14 protein-coding genes are annotated in these 18,817 nt (G+C 59.6%); 7 read left to right on the top strand and 7 right to left on the bottom strand.

The window, feature by feature from the left end:
• Positions 1–99 precede the first annotated feature (99 nt).
• Both aldA and BJF97_RS13745 read right to left on the bottom strand, forming a co-directional pair.
• Complete coding sequence (gene aldA, locus BJF97_RS13750) at positions 100–1,539, bottom strand: aldehyde dehydrogenase (protein WP_032693447.1); 1,440 nt, start codon at positions 1,537–1,539, stop codon at positions 100–102.
• A gap of 271 nt (positions 1,540–1,810) precedes the next feature.
• Positions 1,811–2,602, bottom strand: coding sequence for a YdcF family protein (locus tag BJF97_RS13745; protein ID WP_032693446.1), 792 nt, complete (start codon positions 2,600–2,602; stop codon positions 1,811–1,813).
• 411 nt (positions 2,603–3,013) lie between these two features.
• Here BJF97_RS13745 and BJF97_RS13740 point away from each other — a divergent pair, with 411 nt between their 5' ends.
• The 6 genes from BJF97_RS13740 to BJF97_RS13715 all read left to right on the top strand — a co-directional run bounded on the left by BJF97_RS13740 (position 3,014) and on the right by BJF97_RS13715 (position 9,707).
• Positions 3,014–4,288: a Glu/Leu/Phe/Val family dehydrogenase gene (locus BJF97_RS13740; protein WP_032693445.1), complete on the top strand. Its 1,275-nt coding sequence runs from the start codon at positions 3,014–3,016 to the stop codon at positions 4,286–4,288.
• Between the two features lie 176 nt (positions 4,289–4,464).
• Positions 4,465–4,896, top strand: coding sequence for a MarR family winged helix-turn-helix transcriptional regulator (locus tag BJF97_RS13735; RefSeq protein ID WP_014229199.1), 432 nt, complete (start codon positions 4,465–4,467; stop codon positions 4,894–4,896).
• Positions 4,896–6,548, top strand: a complete 1,653-nt coding sequence (locus tag BJF97_RS13730; protein ID WP_014229198.1) for an MFS transporter — start codon at positions 4,896–4,898, stop codon at positions 6,546–6,548. The genes BJF97_RS13735 and BJF97_RS13730 overlap by 1 nt, the downstream gene beginning before the upstream one ends.
• 22 nt (positions 6,549–6,570) lie before the next feature.
• A complete protein-coding gene (locus tag BJF97_RS13725) occupies positions 6,571–7,656 on the top strand; it encodes an HlyD family secretion protein (protein WP_032693444.1) in 1,086 nt (361 codons plus the stop codon).
• Positions 7,653–9,032: an efflux transporter outer membrane subunit gene (locus BJF97_RS13720; RefSeq protein ID WP_032693443.1), complete on the top strand. Its 1,380-nt coding sequence runs from the start codon at positions 7,653–7,655 to the stop codon at positions 9,030–9,032. Before BJF97_RS13725 ends, BJF97_RS13720 begins: the two co-directional genes overlap by 4 nt.
• 15 nt (positions 9,033–9,047) lie before the next feature.
• Entirely contained in the window at positions 9,048–9,707 is a 660-nt protein-coding gene (locus BJF97_RS13715) for an O-methyltransferase (RefSeq protein WP_014229195.1), read from the top strand.
• A gap of 48 nt (positions 9,708–9,755) precedes the next feature.
• Here BJF97_RS13715 and hrpA read toward each other — a convergent pair whose 3' ends face one another.
• Entirely contained in the window at positions 9,756–13,601 is a 3,846-nt protein-coding gene (gene hrpA / locus BJF97_RS13710) for an ATP-dependent RNA helicase HrpA (RefSeq protein WP_232393369.1), read from the bottom strand.
• A gap of 261 nt (positions 13,602–13,862) precedes the next feature.
• On the opposite strand from hrpA, the gene azoR reads away from it, so the two are divergent.
• The gene (gene azoR, locus BJF97_RS13705; protein WP_014229193.1) at positions 13,863–14,468 is read left to right on the top strand and encodes an FMN-dependent NADH-azoreductase; all 606 of its coding nucleotides are present in this window, start codon (positions 13,863–13,865) and stop codon (positions 14,466–14,468) included.
• A gap of 37 nt (positions 14,469–14,505) precedes the next feature.
• Here azoR and BJF97_RS13700 read toward each other — a convergent pair whose 3' ends face one another.
• The 4 genes from BJF97_RS13700 to paaK all read right to left on the bottom strand — a co-directional run bounded on the left by BJF97_RS13700 (position 14,506) and on the right by paaK (position 18,808).
• A complete protein-coding gene (locus BJF97_RS13700; RefSeq protein ID WP_086074107.1) occupies positions 14,506–14,916 on the bottom strand; it encodes a GFA family protein in 411 nt (136 codons plus the stop codon).
• A gap of 7 nt (positions 14,917–14,923) precedes the next feature.
• On the bottom strand, positions 14,924–15,520 hold the full coding sequence (paaY, locus tag BJF97_RS13695; protein WP_014838356.1) for a phenylacetic acid degradation protein PaaY: 597 nt from the start codon (positions 15,518–15,520) through the stop codon (positions 14,924–14,926).
• A gap of 9 nt (positions 15,521–15,529) precedes the next feature.
• On the bottom strand, positions 15,530–16,456 hold the full coding sequence (paaX, locus tag BJF97_RS13690; RefSeq protein ID WP_163461950.1) for a phenylacetic acid degradation operon negative regulatory protein PaaX: 927 nt from the start codon (positions 16,454–16,456) through the stop codon (positions 15,530–15,532).
• Between the two features lie 1,035 nt (positions 16,457–17,491).
• Entirely contained in the window at positions 17,492–18,808 is a 1,317-nt protein-coding gene (gene paaK / locus BJF97_RS13685; protein WP_004850513.1) for a phenylacetate--CoA ligase PaaK, read from the bottom strand.
• Between the last annotated feature and the right edge of the window lie 9 nt (positions 18,809–18,817).

The raw sequence follows: 18,817 nt of genomic DNA, 5'->3' as shown, positions 1-18,817 counted from the left end.
GTAAGGCGTCAGCCGCGACCCGGGAGGCGGTCTGCGGGCTGGGTAGCCCGGACAGATGCGCAGCATCGCCTCCGGGAAGCCCACCGGTTCTCTGCTGACTCAGGCCTGCAGATAGACCACCTGGGTTTGCAGATACTCATTCAGACCATGACGCCCGTCGGCGCCGCCGATGCCCGATTTACGCCATCCGGCATGGAAACCCTGCATCGCTTCGAAATTCTCGCGATTAATATAGGTTTCACCAAACTTCAACCCTTTGATCGCCTTCATCGCGACGTTCAAATCGCGGGTATAGATTGACGACGTCAGCCCGTAATCGCTGTCGTTGGCCATCGCCAGCGCTTCTTCAAGGGTATCAAACGCCACCACCGGCAGCACCGGGCCGAACGTCTCTTCATGCACGATATCCATCTCCTGGCGCACGTCCAGCAGCAGCGTCGGCGGATAGAAATAGCCCTTACCCGTCACCGCTTTCCCACCCAGGACAACGCGCGCGCCCTGGGCCACCGCTTTCGCCACCTTCTGCTCCACGCGCTCCAGCGCGGCGGCGTTAATCAACGGTCCCATTGCGATATCGTCGCGAGACGCCGGATCGCCAAACTGCACCGCCTTCAGCGCTTCACCCAGACGGTTAACGAAGCGATCGTAAATGCCCTTTTGCACATAGACGCGCTCAACGCAGTTACACACCTGCCCGCTATTAATGACGCGAGAATCCACCACTGCCTTAACCGCCAGCTCAAGATCCGCATCGTCCATCACGATAGCGGGCGCTTTACCGCCCAGCTCCAGACACACTTTGGTGATGTTTTTCGCCGCCGCGGCCATAATCTTCTCGCCCGCGGCGACGCTGCCGGTCATGCTGACCATCGCCACTTTCGGATTGCTCGCCAGCTCCTGGCCCACGGTTTCGCCGCGCCCCAGCACCAGGTTAAAGACCCCTTTCGGCAGGCCGATATCATGGACGATTTGCGCAAAAGCGATGGCGTTATTCGGCGTAAATTCACTCGGTTTAATCACGATGGTATTACCGGTAATGAGCGCCGGCGCCAGCTTGCGGGCAATCAGGAAGAACGGAAAATTCCACGGCAGAATGCCGGTGGTCACGCCCAGCGCGCGCTTGAATACCAGAATATTTTCCCCCGGCCGGTCGCTCTGTACAATTTCACCTTCATAACGGCGCGCCCATTCGGCCATATAATCCAGATAATCGGCGGTAAAGGAGACCTCCACCGCGGCCAGCTGCTGTATTTTTCCGCCCTCGGCGACGATCAGCGCGGCGATCTCCTCGGCCCGCTCGCGGATACCGGCAGCGATTTTGCGCAGCCACCCCGCTCGCTCAATCGCCGGCAGGGCTTCCCAGCCCGGCTGCGCGCGCTCAGCGGCCAGAATCGCGCGCCGGGCATCTTCCGCGCTGCCGTCGGGAATACGCGAAAGCAGCGCTTCCGTCGCCGGATTGATCACATCAATCCATGCATCACCGCGGCCGGGTTCAAACTGGCCGTCAATATACATAGGGTGTTGAACGGGTGCTGTCATGGTCTGCTCCTCAGGATTATTGTTTTTAACAGGTGAACTAGATGTTAAAAATTATCGTCCATCAGGCAAAGGGACAGCATGAGCGCTTGTTTTTGTGAGATATTTCATAAAAACAGAGCAACCCGGGGCATAAAAAATCACAATTCAATAACAGATGATGCCCGTTTGCGATATCGCCAACGCAAACGGGCAAGATGAGAGTTACCGGCTAATAGGTCCTGCGTTCGAAGGGGAAACGCGGGCTGGCTATCATGGCATGCCGCGCCATCTTCTAAGCCAGCTGACGCGCGCTTAGCGCATCGGAGAGCAGGCGGTCGTCGCGCAGCGTCTGCCACGCCTGAGCGATGTACGGCGGAATATCCACATGAGCGATAAATCCCTTACCCTGGGGGCCGTAGCCCTGCGGGTTATCCGCCAGCCGCGGCAGTTCACCGAGGATCAGCGCCAGATAGCGCCCCACCGGCCACAGACCCGCCTCTTTCCCGCTGAACGTGACGCCGTCACGCCCGTTACACAACACCGGTGAACAGCCCGGCGCGCTGTACCACGTCGGCGCACGCGGGTCGTCTTGCCAGACGCGGGCAAATGTCGCCATCGTTCGCCGCTGCATGGTCGGATCCTGAACCACCACCCCCGTACGGTGCGCAATGCCCTTCTGCTCCAGCATCTGCCGGGTAAAACGCGCGTTCTCGCCGCAGTTGGTGGAGCGGTCTTCCACCACGATTCGTTGGCGCGGAATCGCCCAGAACTGATGGGCAATGTCGGCCAGAATATGCGCCTCGGCGCGATCGTCTACCGGAATGGTGCGATAGCGCGGGTCATTCAGCACCGACTGGTATAAAAACGAGGTGGAGTGGCCGATACCGCCGCTGATCAGCAGAGGAACGGCGTGATGCGCCGCCAGCCGGCAGGCGAAATCAATGGTCGGGATCACCGCATTGCCTGCCAGCACCACCAGCTCTATTTGCGGATCCTGCGGTAAATCATCCTGCGCCAGCCAGGCCCCCAGCTGGTTCGCCGCGGCCAGTACCGCCTCCGGCAGCGATGGAAAATGCTCTGACATGTTCTCTCCTTTTAGCGTTCTTAGCCTGACATTACCGGCCACCATCTTAGACGGTACAGCGTACTTTGGGGTAATAAAGTGCGAACAGAACACCCACGCCTGTTAAGCAACAAAGTCAACACATATACATAGCGTTTTATTCACTTTTTGAAGAGGGTCAAGATTCTGATAAATAGAGATAAAGGGTCACAACTACGGCTTTAATGCACAAAGATGCATATTCATCCATTGATGACCTTGTTTTCCGTTTTTTTATTCATAAAAAGCCGAACCCCAGCCGCAACGACAGCATATTCTGCATTTTTGCCAAATACCGTCCCATTAAATTGGTGATAACATTCTCGTTACAGAGTTTATAGCTGTACCTTTCCACGGTTAACAAAATAATTATCACTGCGAAACAGGACTCTTATGGAAAAGTTATCTTACGCTTCTGAAAGTAGTACATCTCCATGGACCACCTACCTGCGTCAAATCGATCGCGTTGCGCCCTATCTCGGCGATCTCGCCTACTGGATTGAAACCCTGCGCCATCCGAAACGCGCGCTGATCGTTGATATTCCGGTACAAATGGATGATGGCACTATCCGCCACTTCGAAGGCTACCGCGTCCAGCACAACCTCTCGCGTGGACCGGGTAAAGGCGGCGTGCGCTACCATCCGGATGTCGATTTGAATGAAGTGATGGCGCTTTCAGCCTGGATGACCATCAAGTGTGCGGCAGTCAATATTCCCTACGGCGGCGCCAAGGGCGGTATCCGCGTCGACCCGTTCTCACTATCAGAGGGTGAACTGGAACGTTTGACCCGTCGTTATACCAGCGAGATCGGCATTATCATCGGGCCGCAAAAAGATATTCCGGCGCCGGACGTTGGTACCAACGGTAAAGTGATGGCCTGGATGATGGATACTTACTCCATGAACCACGGCACCACCATCACCGGCGTGGTTACCGGCAAGCCTATTCACCTCGGCGGTTCGCTGGGCCGTGAAAAAGCCACCGGCCGCGGCGTATTCGTCACCGGTCGCGAAGTGGCTCGCCGCAGCGGTATCGAAATCGAGGGTGCCAAAGTCGCGCTGCAGGGTTTTGGTAACGTGGGCAGCGAAGCGGCCCGCCTGTTCGCAGGCGTCGGCGCGCGGATTGTGGTGATTCAGGACCACACCGCCACGCTGTATAACGAGGGCGGCATTGATATGGCCGCGCTGACCGCATGGCAGGCGGAGAACAAGCAAATTGCCGGCTTCCCGGGCGCCCGCGAAATTGACAAAGAAGCGTTCTGGACGACGCCGATGGATATTCTGATCCCGGCGGCGCTGGAAGGTCAGATTACGCGCGAGCGCGCGGAAACCCTCAGCTGCAAACTGGTGCTTGAAGGCGCTAACGGCCCGACCTATCCGGAAGCGGACGACGTGCTGGCCGAGCGCGGCATCGTGGTGGTGCCGGACGTTATTTGTAATGCCGGCGGCGTCACCGTGAGCTACTTCGAATGGGTGCAGGATATGGCCAGCTTCTTCTGGAGCGAAGAAGAGATCAACGCCAAAATGGACCGTATCATGACCGATGCGATCGTTCACGTTTACGAAAAAGCGGTGGGAAAAGCGTGCTCTTTGCGTACCGCCGCCTATATCGTGGCCTGTGAGCGAATTCTGATGGCGCGTAAAGATCGCGGTATTTATCCGGGATAAAATCCCCCTTCTCAGCCCGGTTAATGCCGGGCTGAGACCAGAACTCTCTTCCCCCTCCCAAAGCTTCTTCCACAATAAACGCACATACCGTTAACCTGTTTTTATCAATCAGGCTTGAATTCTCGTTCTGGTCAGGCAAAAATCATTAGAGCTCTAACGATATTGCAGACTGACCTATGGATAACCGACAGCTTAACTTTTCCCATCTTTTATATCTGACCGCCCACCACTGGCGCCTGGCGGTCAACCGTCGGCTCAAGGACCTTGGCATGAGCCAGGCCAGCTGGGTCGCCGTTTCCGCCATCGCGCGTAACGAAAAGCCGCTATCGCAAAGCGAGCTGGCCCAGGAGCTCGGCGTCGAAAGCGCAACCCTCGTACCGCTGCTCAACCGGCTGGTCGATCTCGGTCTGGTCGAGCGGGTGAAAACCGAACGCGACAAGCGTAAACGACTGCTGATCGCTACCGCCAAAGGCCTTGAGGTGTATCAGCAGGTGAAAACGGTGGCCGATGATTTGCGGGAGGAGATCCTTACCGCCATTACCCCCGAAGAGCAGCGGCAGACGCAGCGGGTACTGGAGAAACTGCTGCGCGAGGTTGAGAAAAAATAATGCCGCGTCGTCACGCTAATCCCTATGTTCCTCACGACTGGGCCCCGCACGAAAAACCGGCGATCCTCGGCTCGCCGTCGACCCCCATTCACAGTACGCCAAAACGTATTGCCTACGGGATCGTCGGGCTGCTGGTCTGCCTGACGGGCGCGCTCGGCAACGCGGTGGTAACCGCCAATCTGCAGCTGTTGCAGGGTACTTTTGCCGCCTGGTCAACTGAGATTGCCTGGCTCCCGGCGGTCTACGTGATGACCAACGTCTCCATCAACCTGCTGCTGGTGAAGTTTCGCCAGCAGTTCGGCCTGCGCGCTTTTACCGAGGGTTTTCTCGTTCTCTACGTGCTGGTGACCTTTTTCCACCTGTTCGTTAACGACCTCAGTTCAGCGCTGATGGTGCGCGCCGCCCACGGAATGGTAGCCGCAGCGCTAAGCTCGCTGGGGATTTATTATCAGGTGCAGGCCTGGCCCGCCCGCCATCGGCTCAAAGCGCTGACCATCGGCATCACCGGTTCATCCCTGGCGATCCCGCTGGCGCGCCTGTTCTCAACCGAGCTGCTGCAAATCGACGAGTGGCGCGGGCTGTACTTCTTTGAGCTGGGGCTGGCGCTGGTGTCGCTGGCCTGCGTGATCGCCCTCAAGCTGCCGCCAAGCGATCGTAAAAAGGTGTTTGAGAAGAAAGACTTCATCACCTTCTTCCTGCTGGCGCCGGGGATGGCGCTGGTCACCGCGGTGCTGTCGCTGGGACGACTGGACTGGTGGTTTGAAGCGCCGTGGATCGGCTGGGCGCTGGCGGGCGCGGTGGTGCTGATTGTCTCCGCGATTGCCTTTGAGCATAACCGCAGCAATCCGCTGCTCAATATCAAATGGCTCTCCAGCGGCAGTATTCTGCGTCTCGGGCTGATTATGCTGCTGATCCGCATCGTGCTGGCGGAGCAGAATACCGGCGTTATCGGCTGGCTGCAGTACGTCGGTTTGCAGAATGAACAGATGACCAACCTGGCATGGTCAATTTTTGCCGGGATCGTCTGCGGCATCGTCGCCAGCTGCCTGACGCTCAACCCGCAGCGCCTCTACTGGCCCACCGCCACGGCGCTGGCGTTGATTATGGTTGCCTCGCTGCTCGACAGCCAGTCGACGATCCTCACGCGACCGGAGCAGCTGATGTTCAGCCAGTTTCTGCTGGGCTTCGGCAGCGCCTTTTTCCTCGCCCCGGCGATGCTGGCGGGGATTGGCGGCGTCATTGCCGACCAGCGCAACCTGGTGAGCTTCTCGGTGCTGTTCGGCATGAGCCAGAATATCGGCGGCCTGCTGGGTTCCGCTATTCTCGGCACCTTTCAGACCTGGCGGGAGAAGTTTCACTCCAGCCAGCTCGCCGACCAGCTCACCACGCTCAATCCGCTGATTACCGAGCGTTTGCAGCAGTACAGTCAGATGTATCAAAGCCAGATTGGCGACAGCACGTTGCTCAACGTTCAGGCCACCACGCTGCTGCAAAACGCCGCCACCCTGCAGGCCAATATTCTCGCTTACAATGATACCTATCTGCTGACGGCGGCGATTTCAGCCGCCACGCTGGTATGGGTTTTCTGGCGCTTAATAAGATTACGTATTACCGCTCGTATCGCGCTGAAGCGCGCGACGGGAAGCAAATAAAAATTTTCACTCTGGAGTTATTATGAGTCAGCAGGATGCGGCCAAACAGCAGGCCAATACCCGAAATAATATTCGCATCGTCTCTATTTTTACCGCCGCCGCCATTGGCATCGTTGGCGTACTGGTTATTCTCTACGCCTGGCAGCTGCCGCCGTTTACCCGAGAAAGCCAGTTTACCGATAACGCCTACGTTCGCGGGCAAACCACGTTTATCAGCCCGCAGGTCAACGGTTATATCACCGAGGTTAAGGTCCAGGATTTTAATCAGGTAAAAGCCGGCGACGTGCTGTTTCAAATCGACGACCGCATCTATAAGCAGCGCGTCCATCAGGCGGAAGCTCAGCTGGCAATGAAAGAGGCGGCGCTGAAGAACAATCAGCAGCAGCGTAAAAGCGCCGAAGCGGTCATCACCCGTAACGAAGCGGCGCTGCAAAACGCCCGCGCGCAGAATCTGAAAACCCAGGCGGATTTAAAACGCGTTCAGGAGCTGACCGCCGACGGCTCGTTATCGATTCGCGAACGCGATTCCGCCCGCGCCAGCGCGGCGCAGGGCACCGCGGATATCGAGCAGGCCAAAGCAACGCTGGAGATGTCGCGCCAGGATTTGCAATCAACCATCGTTAATCGTGACTCGCTGCTCGCCGACGTCGCCAATGCGAAAGCCGCGCTGGAGCTGGCGCAGATAGACCTGCAAAACACCCGTATTATCGCGCCGACGGACGGTCAGCTTGGGCAAATCTCCGTTCGCCTTGGCGCATACGTGACCGCCGGGACGCATTTGACCTCGCTGGTGCCGCCGCAGCACTGGCTGATCGCTAACCTGAAAGAGACCCAGCTGGCCCAGGTGCGCGTCGGACAGCCGGTGACCTTTACCGTGGATGCGCTGAACAGCGAGAAATTCACCGGTACGGTGCAGAGCATCTCCCCGGCGACCGGCGTGGAGTTCAGCGCTATTTCGCCGGATAACGCCACCGGTAACTTTGTCAAAATCGCCCAGCGCATTCCGGTACGCATCGCCGTTGATGAGGGGCAGAAAAACCGCCAGCGCCTGCGGCCGGGCATGTCGGTGCAGGTTACCATCGATACCCGCGCGGAGGAGCAGCAATGATCCGTCCGCTCGCTCTCGCCGTTATGCTTGCGCTGGCCGGCTGCCAGTCCGCCGACGTTCAACGGGCCGCGCCCGGGCTGCAGATCCCCGCCGCCTGGCGGGCGGATGTCGGCCCCTCCAGCCCGGTTGAGGGCGTGTGGTGGCGCAACTTCCACGACAGTACGCTCAATCTCTACGTTGACCAGGCGCTGCGCTACAACAGCGACGTGCTGATAGCCCGCGAACGGGTCAACGAGTACCAGGCGCGGGCTTACGCCGCCGATAGCAGCCTGTTTCCCTCCCTTGACGCCGGATTGACCGGCACCCGCGCGCGGTCCCAGTCGGCCGCTACCGGCCTGCCTGTCCACAGTACGGTGTATAAAGGCGCGCTAACCGCCAGCTACGATGTTGATCTCTGGGGCGCAAACCGCAGCGCCGCCAGCGCGGCGCAAGCCAGCCTGGAGGCGCAAAAGGCGGCTGCCGCAGCGGCGAATCTGACCGTCGCCTCTTCGGTGGCGGCCGGCTATATCACCCTGCTCTCGCTGGATGAACAGCTGCGGGTGACGCAGCAAACGTTAAAATCGCGCGAAGATGCCTTCAACCTGGCGAAGCGCCAGTTTGAGACGGGCTATACCTCACGCCTGGAGCTGATGCAGGCGGACTCCGAACTGCGCTCCACGCGCGCGCAAATTCCGCCGCTGCGCCACCAAATCGCCCAGCAGGAAAATGCGCTCAACCTTCTGCTCGGCGCCAATCCGGACGCCGTTAAGCGCAACGCGTTCGCGCAGCTGTCGCCGCTATCGCTACCTTCCCAGCTGCCGTCAACCCTGCTCAACCGCCGACCGGATATCGTTCAGGCCCAGCGTCAGCTGGTGGCCGCCGACGCTACCCTGGCGTCATCGCAGGCGCAGCTGCTGCCGTCCATTAACCTTACCGCCACCGGCAGCCTGCAGGATCGCACCCTGCCCGACCTGCTGGATAATCCGCTACGCTTATGGAGCCTCGGCGGCAGCATTCTGGCGCCGCTGCTCAACCGCCAGGCGCTGAATGCCCAGGTGGACGTTTCGATGGCCCAGCGCAATCAGGCGCTGTTTAGCTATGAGAAAACGGTACGCGGCGCGTTTAAAGAGGTGAATGACAGTCTCGATGCCATCGGCCGCTACGGCGAGCAGCTGGCGGAGCTGCAGGCGCAGGAGAAGGTGGCCCAAGAGACGCTGCGCATCGCGCAAAACCGCTATCGCAACGGCTACTCCTCCTATCTGGACGTGCTGGACGCCCAGCGCACGCTGTTTTCCACCCAGCTCAGCGTGGTACAGGTGAAAAACAACCTGCTGCTGGCGCAAGTTGATTTGTACCGGTCGCTGGGAGGCGGCTGGTCTGATTCATCAGGGATGTAATACGGGAAATCTGACATGCAACAACAGTGGTCGGCAGTAGATAATTATCTCGTGACAGCGTTAATCCCCACCGATCCACTACTCAGCCAGGTTCTGGAGAATAACCAGCGCGCCGGGCTTCCGGCTATCGACGTTGCCGCTAATCAGGGGCAGTTTCTGGCCCTGCTGGTGCGCATGACGGGCGCCAGACGCATCCTCGAGATTGGCACGCTCGGCGGCTACAGCACCATCTGGATGGCCAGAGAATTGCCCGCCGATGGCGAATTACTTACCCTGGAGGCCGACGCGCACCATGCCGCCGTCGCCCGCGAGAACCTGCGCCTGGCGGGCGTGGACGATCGCGTTGCGGTGCTGGAAGGTCCGGCGCTGGCCAGCCTCGAAACGCTGGGAGAGCGCCCGCCGTTCGATCTCATTTTTATCGATGCGGATAAGCCCAATAATCCCCACTATCTGCGCTGGGCGTTACGCTATTCCCGTCCGGGGACAGTGATTGTGGGCGATAACGTGGTGCGCGATGGCGAAGTGACGAATCCGGATAGCGCGGATGAGCGGGTGCAGGGTGTCAGAGCGTTTATCGACATGATGGGCAGCGACCCGCGACTGACGGTCACGGCCCTGCAAACCGTGGGCAGCAAAGGCTGGGATGGGTTCACCCTCGCGTGGGTGAACGCCTGACGCTATCCACCTTCCCCGGCAGCCTGCGCCACCGGGGAAAGCGGCGGCCTAGGCCGTAATCTGCTCCATTGCCTGCAGTACCCGCTTGTCGGAAATCGGATACGGCGTGCCGAGCTGCTGGGCGAACAGGCTGACGCGCAGCTCTTCAATCATCCAGCGGATCTCCTGCACGTCGTCATCCTGACGGCGCTGAGGCGGCAGCTTATTCAGCCACTGCTGCCACGCCTGCTGGATGCTCTCCACTTTAAGCATCTGCGCGCGGTCGCGGTGCGGATCGATGGCCATTTTCTCCAGCCGTTTTTCAATCGCCTGCAGATAGCGCAGCGTGTCTCCAAGGCGGCGGAAGCCGTTACCGGTGACGAAACCGCGATACACCAGCCCGCTCATCTGCGATTTGATATCCGACAGCCCCAGCGCCATGGTCATATCCACGCGCCCTTTCAGGCGTTTGTTGACGTTAAAGACCGCGGTCAGGATCTGCTCGACCTGTTTGGCAATGTCCACTACCGTCTCGTTCAGCTCGGCGCGCACCTTTTCATGCAGCGCGGCAAAGCCCTCTTCGCTCCATACCGGGCCGCCCGCTTCGTCAATCAGCTTATCCACGCCGCAGGCGATGCAGTCATCGATCAGATCCAGCACTTTACCGTAGGGGTTGAAATAGAGCCCCAGCTTGGCTTTATTCGGCAGCTTTTCGTGCAGATACTTTATCGGCGACGGGATATTCAGCAGCAGCAGGCGGCGCAGGCCGCGCCACATCTCCTGCTGCTGCTCCAGCGGATTATCAAACAGCTTGATGGCCACGCTGTCGCGTTCGTCCACCAGCGCCGGCCAGGCCTTAACTTTGTAGTTGCCGCGCTTCTGCTCGTAGCTCTCCGGAAGCTGGCCAAAGCTCCAGATATGCAGCCCGCTCTGCTCGATACCGTCATCGGCGACCGCGGACAGCGTCTCCTGCACCTTACCTTTCAGCGCATCTTTCAGATCCTGCAGCGAACGCCCTTCCTGCAGCTTCTTGTTTTTCTCGTCCACCACCCGGAAAGTGATTTTCAGGTGATCGGGCACCTGATCCCATTGCCAGGCCTCGCGGTCGATAGTCACGCCGGTCATCCGCCGCAGCTCGCGCTCCAGTGAATCCAGCAGCGGCAGCTCCAGCGGCGTCGCGCGGCCGAGAAACGCTTCCGCGTAGTTTGGCGCCGGGACAAAATTGCGGCGCACCGGCTTCGGCAGCGATTTAATCAGGGCGATAACCAGCTCCCGGCGCAGCCCCGGGATCTGCCACTCAAACCCGGCCTCTTCCACCTGGTTGAGCAGCGGCAGCGGAATATGCACCGTCACGCCGTCGGCGTCGGCGCCCGGCTCGAACTGATAGGTCAGACGCAGCTTGAGGTTGCCCTGATGCCAGAAGTTCGGATAGTCGAGCTTGCTGACCTGCTCCGCGCCTTCCTTAATCAGCATGCTCTTTTCAAAGTTGAGCAGATCCGGCGTCTCGCGGCTGGCCTGCTTCCACCATTTATCAAAGTGGCGCGCGGAGATGACGTCATGGCTGATGCGCTGGTCGTAGAACTCAAACAGCGTTTCGTCATCGACGAGAATGTCGCGACGGCGCGATTTATGCTCCAGCTCTTCAATTTCGTTGCGCAGCTTCAGGTTTTCGCGGAAGAAAGCGTGGCGAGTCTGCCAGTCGCCCTCCACCAGCGCGTGACGAATAAACAGCTCGCGGCATAGCGCCGGGTCAATCTGGCTGTAGTTGACCTTGCGGGCAGCGACAATCGGCAGACCGTAAACGGTCACCTTCTCCGTCGCCATCACCGCGCCCTGCCCGCGCTCCCAGTGGGGTTCGCTGTACGAGCGTTTGATCAGATGCTGCGCCACCGGCTCGACCCACTCCGGCTCAATGCGCGCGGCGATGCGCCCCCACAGGCGGCTGGTTTCCACCAGTTCGGCGACCATCGTCCATTTCGGCGGCTTTTTAAACAGCCCCGATCCGGGGAAGATGGAGAAGCGGGCGTTGCGCGCGCCGGTAAACTCCTGCTTGTCGGCGTCTTTCATACCGATGTGCGACAGCAGACCGGTCAGCAGCGCGGTGTGAATTTCACGATACTCCGCCGGCTCGCTATTGACCGGCAGGCCGAGCTCTTTGACCACCTGACGCAGCTGGGTGTAGATATCCTGCCACTCGCGCACGCGCAGGTAGTTGAGAAAATCAACCCGACACTGGCGGCGGAACTGGTTCGAGGAGAGCGCTTTTTGCTGCTCGCCCAGGTAGTTCCACAGGTTGACGAACGCCAGAAAGTCGGACTCTTTGTCGTGGAAGCGGCGGTGTTTCTCGTCGGACGCCTGCTGCTTGTCCATTGGCCGCTCGCGCGGATCCTGAATAGAGAGCGCCGAGGTGATAATCATCGCCTCGCGCACGCAGCCGTGTTTTTGCGCTTCCAGCACCATGCGCGCCAGACGCGGGTCCACCGGTAGCTGGCTCAGCTGGCGGCCCATCGGCGTCAGCTTATAGGCGGTCTGCTGTTCGTCAGTGGTAATCGCTCCCAGCTCTTCCAGCAGGCGCACGCCGTCCTGAATATTGCGTTTGTCCGGCGCTTCAACGAACGGGAACGCGGCAATATCGCCGAGCCCGAGCGCGGTCATTTGCAGAATAACCGACGCCAGGTTGGTGCGCAGAATCTCCGGGTCGGTAAACTCCGGACGCGACAGGAAGTCGTCTTCAGAATAAAGACGAATACAGATCCCTTCGGAGACGCGGCCGCAGCGGCCCTTACGCTGGTTAGCCGACGCCTGGGAAACCGGCTCAATCGGCAGGCGCTGTACTTTAGTCCGGAAGCTGTAGCGGCTGATACGCGCGGTGCCTGGATCGATAACGTACTTGATGCCCGGCACGGTCAGCGAAGTTTCCGCGACGTTGGTGGCCAGCACGATCCGCCGCCCGCTGTGGGCCTGGAACACGCGATTCTGTTCGCTGTTGGACAGTCGCGCATACAGCGGCAGTACTTCGGTATGGCGCAGATTCAGCTTATTGAGCGCATCGGCGGTATCGCGAATTTCGCGCTCGCCGCTCATAAAAATGAGGATATCGCCGGGGCTTTCACGCCCGAGCTCATCAACGGCGTCGAAAATCGCCTGCAGCTGATCGCGCTCGGTGTCGTCGGCGTCTTCAACGATGGGTCGATAGCGCACTTCTACCGGGTAGGTGCGCCCGGACACTTCGATAATCGGCGCGTTGTTAAAGTGGCGCGAGAAGCGTTCCGGATCGATGGTCGCCGAGGTGATAATAATTTTCAGATCCGGGCGACGGGGCAGCAGTTCCCGCAAATAACCCAGCAGGAAGTCGATATTGAGGCTGCGTTCGTGCGCTTCATCGATGATGATGGTGTCATACTGCATCAGCAGCCGGTCCTGCTGGATTTCCGCCAGCAGAATACCGTCGGTCATCAGCTTAACCATGGTGTTATCGCTGACGTGGTCGCTAAAGCGAACTTTATAGCCGATGCAGCCGCCCGGCTCCGTTTGCAGCTCTTCGGCGATGCGGTTGGCGACGGTACGCGCGGCCAGGCGACGCGGCTGCGTATGGCCAATTAAGCCTTTAACGCCGCGCCCCAGCTCCATACAAATTTTTGGCAGCTGGGTGGTTTTCCCCGACCCGGTTTCCCCCGCCACAATCACCACCTGGTGATCGCGAACGGCTTCGAGAATCTCCTGTTTTTTCTGGCTAACCGGCAGGTTTTCCGGATAAGCGATCGCCGGCCGCGCGGCTTCGCGCAGCAGGACTCTCCCTGCCGCCTGTTCAATTTCTTGCGCCATCTCCTGAAGAATGGCCTGTTGGGCATCAGGATTTTTAACCTTCTTCACGCCGTGCAGGCGACGGGAGAAGCGCGACTTATCGCGCAGCATCAGGCCATCAAGCCGTTCAAAGAGCGATGAGAAGGTTATTTTTTGTTGTTCTGTCATAGCGTTATCGGGCAGCGCACTGCCGGGAAAAATCTCTTTTGAAGTATTGCGTTAGAGTACCACATCCGCGCATTTCGTGCCTTGTTCAAAAAAACTGAATACAGAGTTCGATTTATTGCGCTTTCTCTGTGGCATGATTGTGAATAGAGTGTCAACAAGCACCAGGGCATCGGCCCGTCAATCACATTAAAAAAGGAAACACCCATGAGCAAAGTATTAGTTCTGAAATCCAGTATTCTGGCAGGGTACTCGCAATCTGGTCAGCTGTCCGACTATTTTGTTGAACAATGGCGTGAAAAGCACGCGGAAGACGTTATCACCGTGCGCGACCTGGCTGCAAACCCAATTCCGGTACTGGACGGTGAGCTGGTTGGCGCTCTGCGTCCGAGCGACGCGCCGCTGACGCCGCGTCAGCAGGAAGCGCTGGCGCTTTCTGACGAACTGATCGCTGAACTGCAGGCGAACGATGTGATTGTTATCGCGGCGCCGATGTACAACTTCAACATCCCGACCCAGCTGAAAAACTACTTCGACCTGGTGGCGCGCGCTGGCGTGACCTTCCGCTACACCGAGAAAGGGCCGGAAGGTCTGGTGAAAGGTAAACGTGCGGTTGTCGTCACCAGCCGCGGCGGTATCCATAAAGATACCCCGACCGATCTGGTGACCCCTTACCTCTCCACCTTCCTCGGCTTTATCGGCATTACCGATGTGAACTTCGTGTTTGCTGAAGGCATCGCCTACGGCCCGGAAGTCGCAGCGAAAGCGCAGTCTGATGCAAAAGCCGCTATCGACAGCGTTGTAGCCGCATAAGAGTTGACTCCTCCCGCTTCCCGGCGGGAGGAGAGTTTCACTTTTTCTCGTAGCGCAAATACCCCACCACGCCACCGCCGCCATCTTTCGGATGATTCACGCCGTCGTTGACCTCCACGCAGGGAAAATCGAAGGGTGACACGCCGTCAATACAGGCCACATTCACGCCGTACTGCTGCGGGTTTGAACGCCGCTGATGAAAAGTGTAAATCCCGCATACCGAGCAGAAAAAGTGCACGGCTTGACCGGTATTAAAACGATACTCCGTGAGCTTATCCCGTCCGCGCACCACCTCTATTCCTGAAAGCGGCGCGGAGACCGCAACCGCCCCACGCATCCGGCAATATGAACAGTTACAGCGGCGAACGGTGTTGAAGCCATCGCTAAGCTCAACGGTAAACGCCACCGCGCCGCAGTGGCACTGAGCGGATAATTTCTCTGCCATGATTTTCCCCTCAGGATGATGATTTCGGCCGCAAATTCTCGTCAAAGATCAGCCGCTTTCTGTCCGACTCTGCTTCTTTGAGCGGTTCCACCTGATGCAGCGTCTGTTTGCAGCGCTCCACCAGCACCTGATACTCCCGCGTCCCCTGCTTCTTCCAGGCCAGCTCCTGTTCACTTAATGTACGAATGGCTTTTGCCGGACTGCCGACAATCAGATGGTTGGCGGGCATTTCAGCGTTGGCTTTCACAAAGGCCGAAGCGCCGACGATGCTGTTTTCCCCAATCCTGGCCCCGTCAATAATCACCGCGCTCATCCCCACCAGCGCGTTGCGGCCGATGGTGCAGCCGTGCAGAATCGCGCCGTGGCCGATATGTCCCTCTTCTTCCACCACCGTGTCCTGGCCGGGAAAACCGTGCATCACGCAGTTATCCTGGATGTTAGCGCCATCTTTCACCACGATACGGCCAAAATCGCCGCGCAGGCTGGCGTTAGGGCCGACGTAGACCCCTTTGCCGAGGATCACGTCGCCAATCAGCACGGCGGTGGGATGAACATAGCTTTCGTCCGGTACAACCGGCGTCATACCGTCAATCTGATAAATGGGCATGGTGCCTCCTTATACGCCCGACAGCCCGCCGAAGCGCTGGAAATAGAGCGGCCCCGGCGCGGGAAGTTCCCCCACCGAGCTTTCGCCCTTCTCGCCGACAAACGCCAGCGCGCCGGGCGCAACGCGTTGATAAATATTGATGCACAGCTGGCGCGCGGTTTGTCCGGCCCAGTGCGCGGGGAGCAGTTCTTCGGGCAGCAGCGGATCTTTCAGCACCACCCGGCGATAGAAGTGAATCAGCAGGAGCTGAATTTGAAAGCAGCGTTCAGGCGTCAGCTCCGCGGGCTCGCAGTCGCGAAGCAGCGGCAGCAGCGGTCGAAACAGGGTGATAAACGCGTCATACATCGCGTTCTGCTCGGTGAGATGCCAACACTCTTCAACGCGAGCGCGCAGCGCCGCCCGGGAGAGCGCCAGCGGGGAATGCGCTTCGAAGCAGATAACATTCTCCGCTACGCCCGCTTCGTGCAGCAGAGATTGCACGTCCGCCAGCTTCTGCGATGGCGAAGCCAGCAGACTCGGCGCCAGCGCGCCAAATCCCTGCCACAGCAGCTGTTTTTTGACTTCCGCCAGAGTGCTCTTCTCCAGCCCTTCCGACAGCAGCAGCAGCCAGGTACCGTCCCACTCCGGGGCGCTGGCGCGATAGATTTTATGCTCCGCCCGGCGGGTCAGGCGCAGGCCTTTGTCGCTGAGGCGGTAGAAGCTGCGGCGGCCAATGCGCACCACATCGAGCCACTCTTCTTTATTCAGGCGGAACAGCGCGGTACGCACGAATCGTTCGCCAAATCCGAGCCCTTCCAGCAGCGCCGCCACGCTGCCGAGCCAGACCTCTCCGCCGCGCTGGAGCAAGGCGTCGCCGTATAAAGAAGCAATAAGCGAGGTCCCGCTAATGGGCATCGCGGCGACGGCCTGTTGAATAAAGGTGTCGAGTTTACTCATCTGATTCATTCTGTTGTGATTTTTGTCCTTTTTGAATCATAGCACAGGAAATCCCGGAGGCGGTGCTGCGCACCTGTCCGGGCTACCGCCCCGCAGACGACGGTGAATACGTAGCCCGGCTAAGCGCAGCGCGAGCCGGGAAGAGGCCGAGCTGATACATCAACCCCGGCACACTCCCCGGGTCGCGGCGTAAACGCCTTACCCGGGCTACCGCCCCGCAGACGACGGTGAATACGTAGCCCGGCTAAGCGCAGCGCGAGCCGGGAAGAGGCAGAGCTGATACATCAACCCCGGCACACTCCCCGGGTCGCGGCGTAAACGCCTTACCCGGGCTACCGGCCCGCAGACGGCGGTGAATACGTAGCCCGGCTAAGCGCAGCGCGAGCCGGGAAGAAGCTGAGCTGATATATCAGCCCCGGCACACTCTCCGGGTCGCGGCGTAAACGCCTTACCCGGGCTACCGGCTCGCAGACGACGGTGAATTCGTAGCCCGGCTAAGCGCAGCGCGACCCGGGAAGAGGCAGAGCTGATACATCAGCCCCGGCACACTCCCCGGGTCGCGGCGTAAACGCCTTGCCCGGGCTACCGGCCCGCAGACGGCGGTGAATACGTAGCCCGGCTAAGCGCAGCGCGAGCCGGGAAGAGGCCGAGCTGATACATCAACCCCTGCACACTCCCCGGGTCGCGGCGTAAACGCCTTACCCGGGCTACCAGCCCGCAGACGACGGTGAACACGTAGCCCGGCTAAGCGCAGCGCGAGCCGGGAAGAAGCTGAGCTGATACATCAGCCCCGGCACACTCCCCGGGTCGCGGCGTAAACGCCTTACCCGGGCTACCCGCCCGCAGACAACGGTGAATTCGTAGCCCGGCTAAGCGCAGCGCGAGCCGGGAAGAAGCAGAGCTGATATATCAACCCCGGCACACTCCCCGGGTCGCGGCGTAAACGCCTTACCCGGGCTACCACTGTCCAGGCTACGGGAGTTACGGCATCGGGTAGCCCGGACAGGCGCAATGCGCCGCCTCCGGGAGAATGCGTTATCCGTTAGCGGCCACCTTGCGCAGATCGAACACGCGGCAGGCCTTACCCTCGGAGCGCGGAATGCTGCCGCAGTTAACAATGCTGATATCGGTCGAAATCCCCACCATCGACTTGATCCGGTGGCGCAGCTGGTGGCAAATCTGACAGCGCTGCTCGTGGTTCAGCGCCAGACCGCTCTCTTTTAGCTCCACGCGCACCGAAAGTGAATCAAGATGGCCCCGGCGGTTAACTTCCAGCTGATAGTGCGGCGCCAGATGTTCGAACTTGAGGATCTCCTCTTCCAGCTGCGACGGGAAGACGTTCACGCCGCGGATAATCAGCATATCGTCGCTGCGCCCGCTGATGCGATCCATCCGGCGCATGGTGCGGGCGGTGCCCGGCAGCAGGCGCGTCAGGTCGCGGGTGCGGTAGCGGATCACCGGCAGCGCTTCTTTGGTCAGGGTGGTGAACAGCAGCTCGCCGTGTTCGCCGTCCGCCAGCGGCGTACCGGTGTCCGGATTCACTACTTCAGGGTAGAAGTGATCCTCCCAGATCGTCGGACCGTCGGCGGTTTCCAGACACTCCATCGCCACCCCCGGCCCCATAACCTCCGACAGGCCGTAGATATCCAGCGCCGAAATCCCCAGACGACGCTCGATTTCCGCCCGCATCGCATGGGTCCACGGCTCCGCGCCGAACACGCCCACCCGCAGGGAGCAGCCGCTGGCGTCGCCGCCCATCTGGCGCTCCAGCTCTTCGATCAGGTTCAGACAGTAGGACGGCGTCACCATAATCATATCCGGCTTGAAATCGCGGATCAGCTGCGCCTGTTTTTCAGTCTGCCCGCCGGACATGGGAATGACCGTCGCGCCTAAACGCTCCGCGCCGTAGTGGGCGCCCAGCCCGCCGGTAAACAGGCCATAGCCGTAGGCGACATGAATTTTGTCTTTTGCCGTCCCGCCCGCCGCGCGCAGGGAGCGGGCGACAATATTGGCCCAGTTATCAATATCGTTTTGCGTATAGCCCACCACCGTCGGCTTGCCGGTGGTGCCCGAAGACGCGTGGATACGCACCACCTGCTCCATCGGCACCGCAAAGGTATCAAAGGGGTAGTTGTCGCGCAGATCCTGCTTGGTGGTGCAGGGAAACTTGCTCAGATCGCTCAGTTCGTGAAAATCGTCAGGATGAATGCCCGCCGCGTCAAATTTACGGCGATACATCGGCACGTTCTCATACGCATGCTTAAGGGTCCACTTCAGACGCTGGGTTTGCAGGGCCTGTAGCTCGTCGCGCGATGCGGTTTCAATCGGGTCTAATTGAGTTATCGTTGTCATTTTGTAGGG

Source organism: Klebsiella sp. LTGPAF-6F (genome assembly GCF_001753185.1).
Taxonomy (GTDB): Bacteria; Pseudomonadota; Gammaproteobacteria; order Enterobacterales; family Enterobacteriaceae; genus Klebsiella; species Klebsiella michiganensis.
This window is presented reverse-complemented; position numbering and strand designations above follow the sequence as displayed.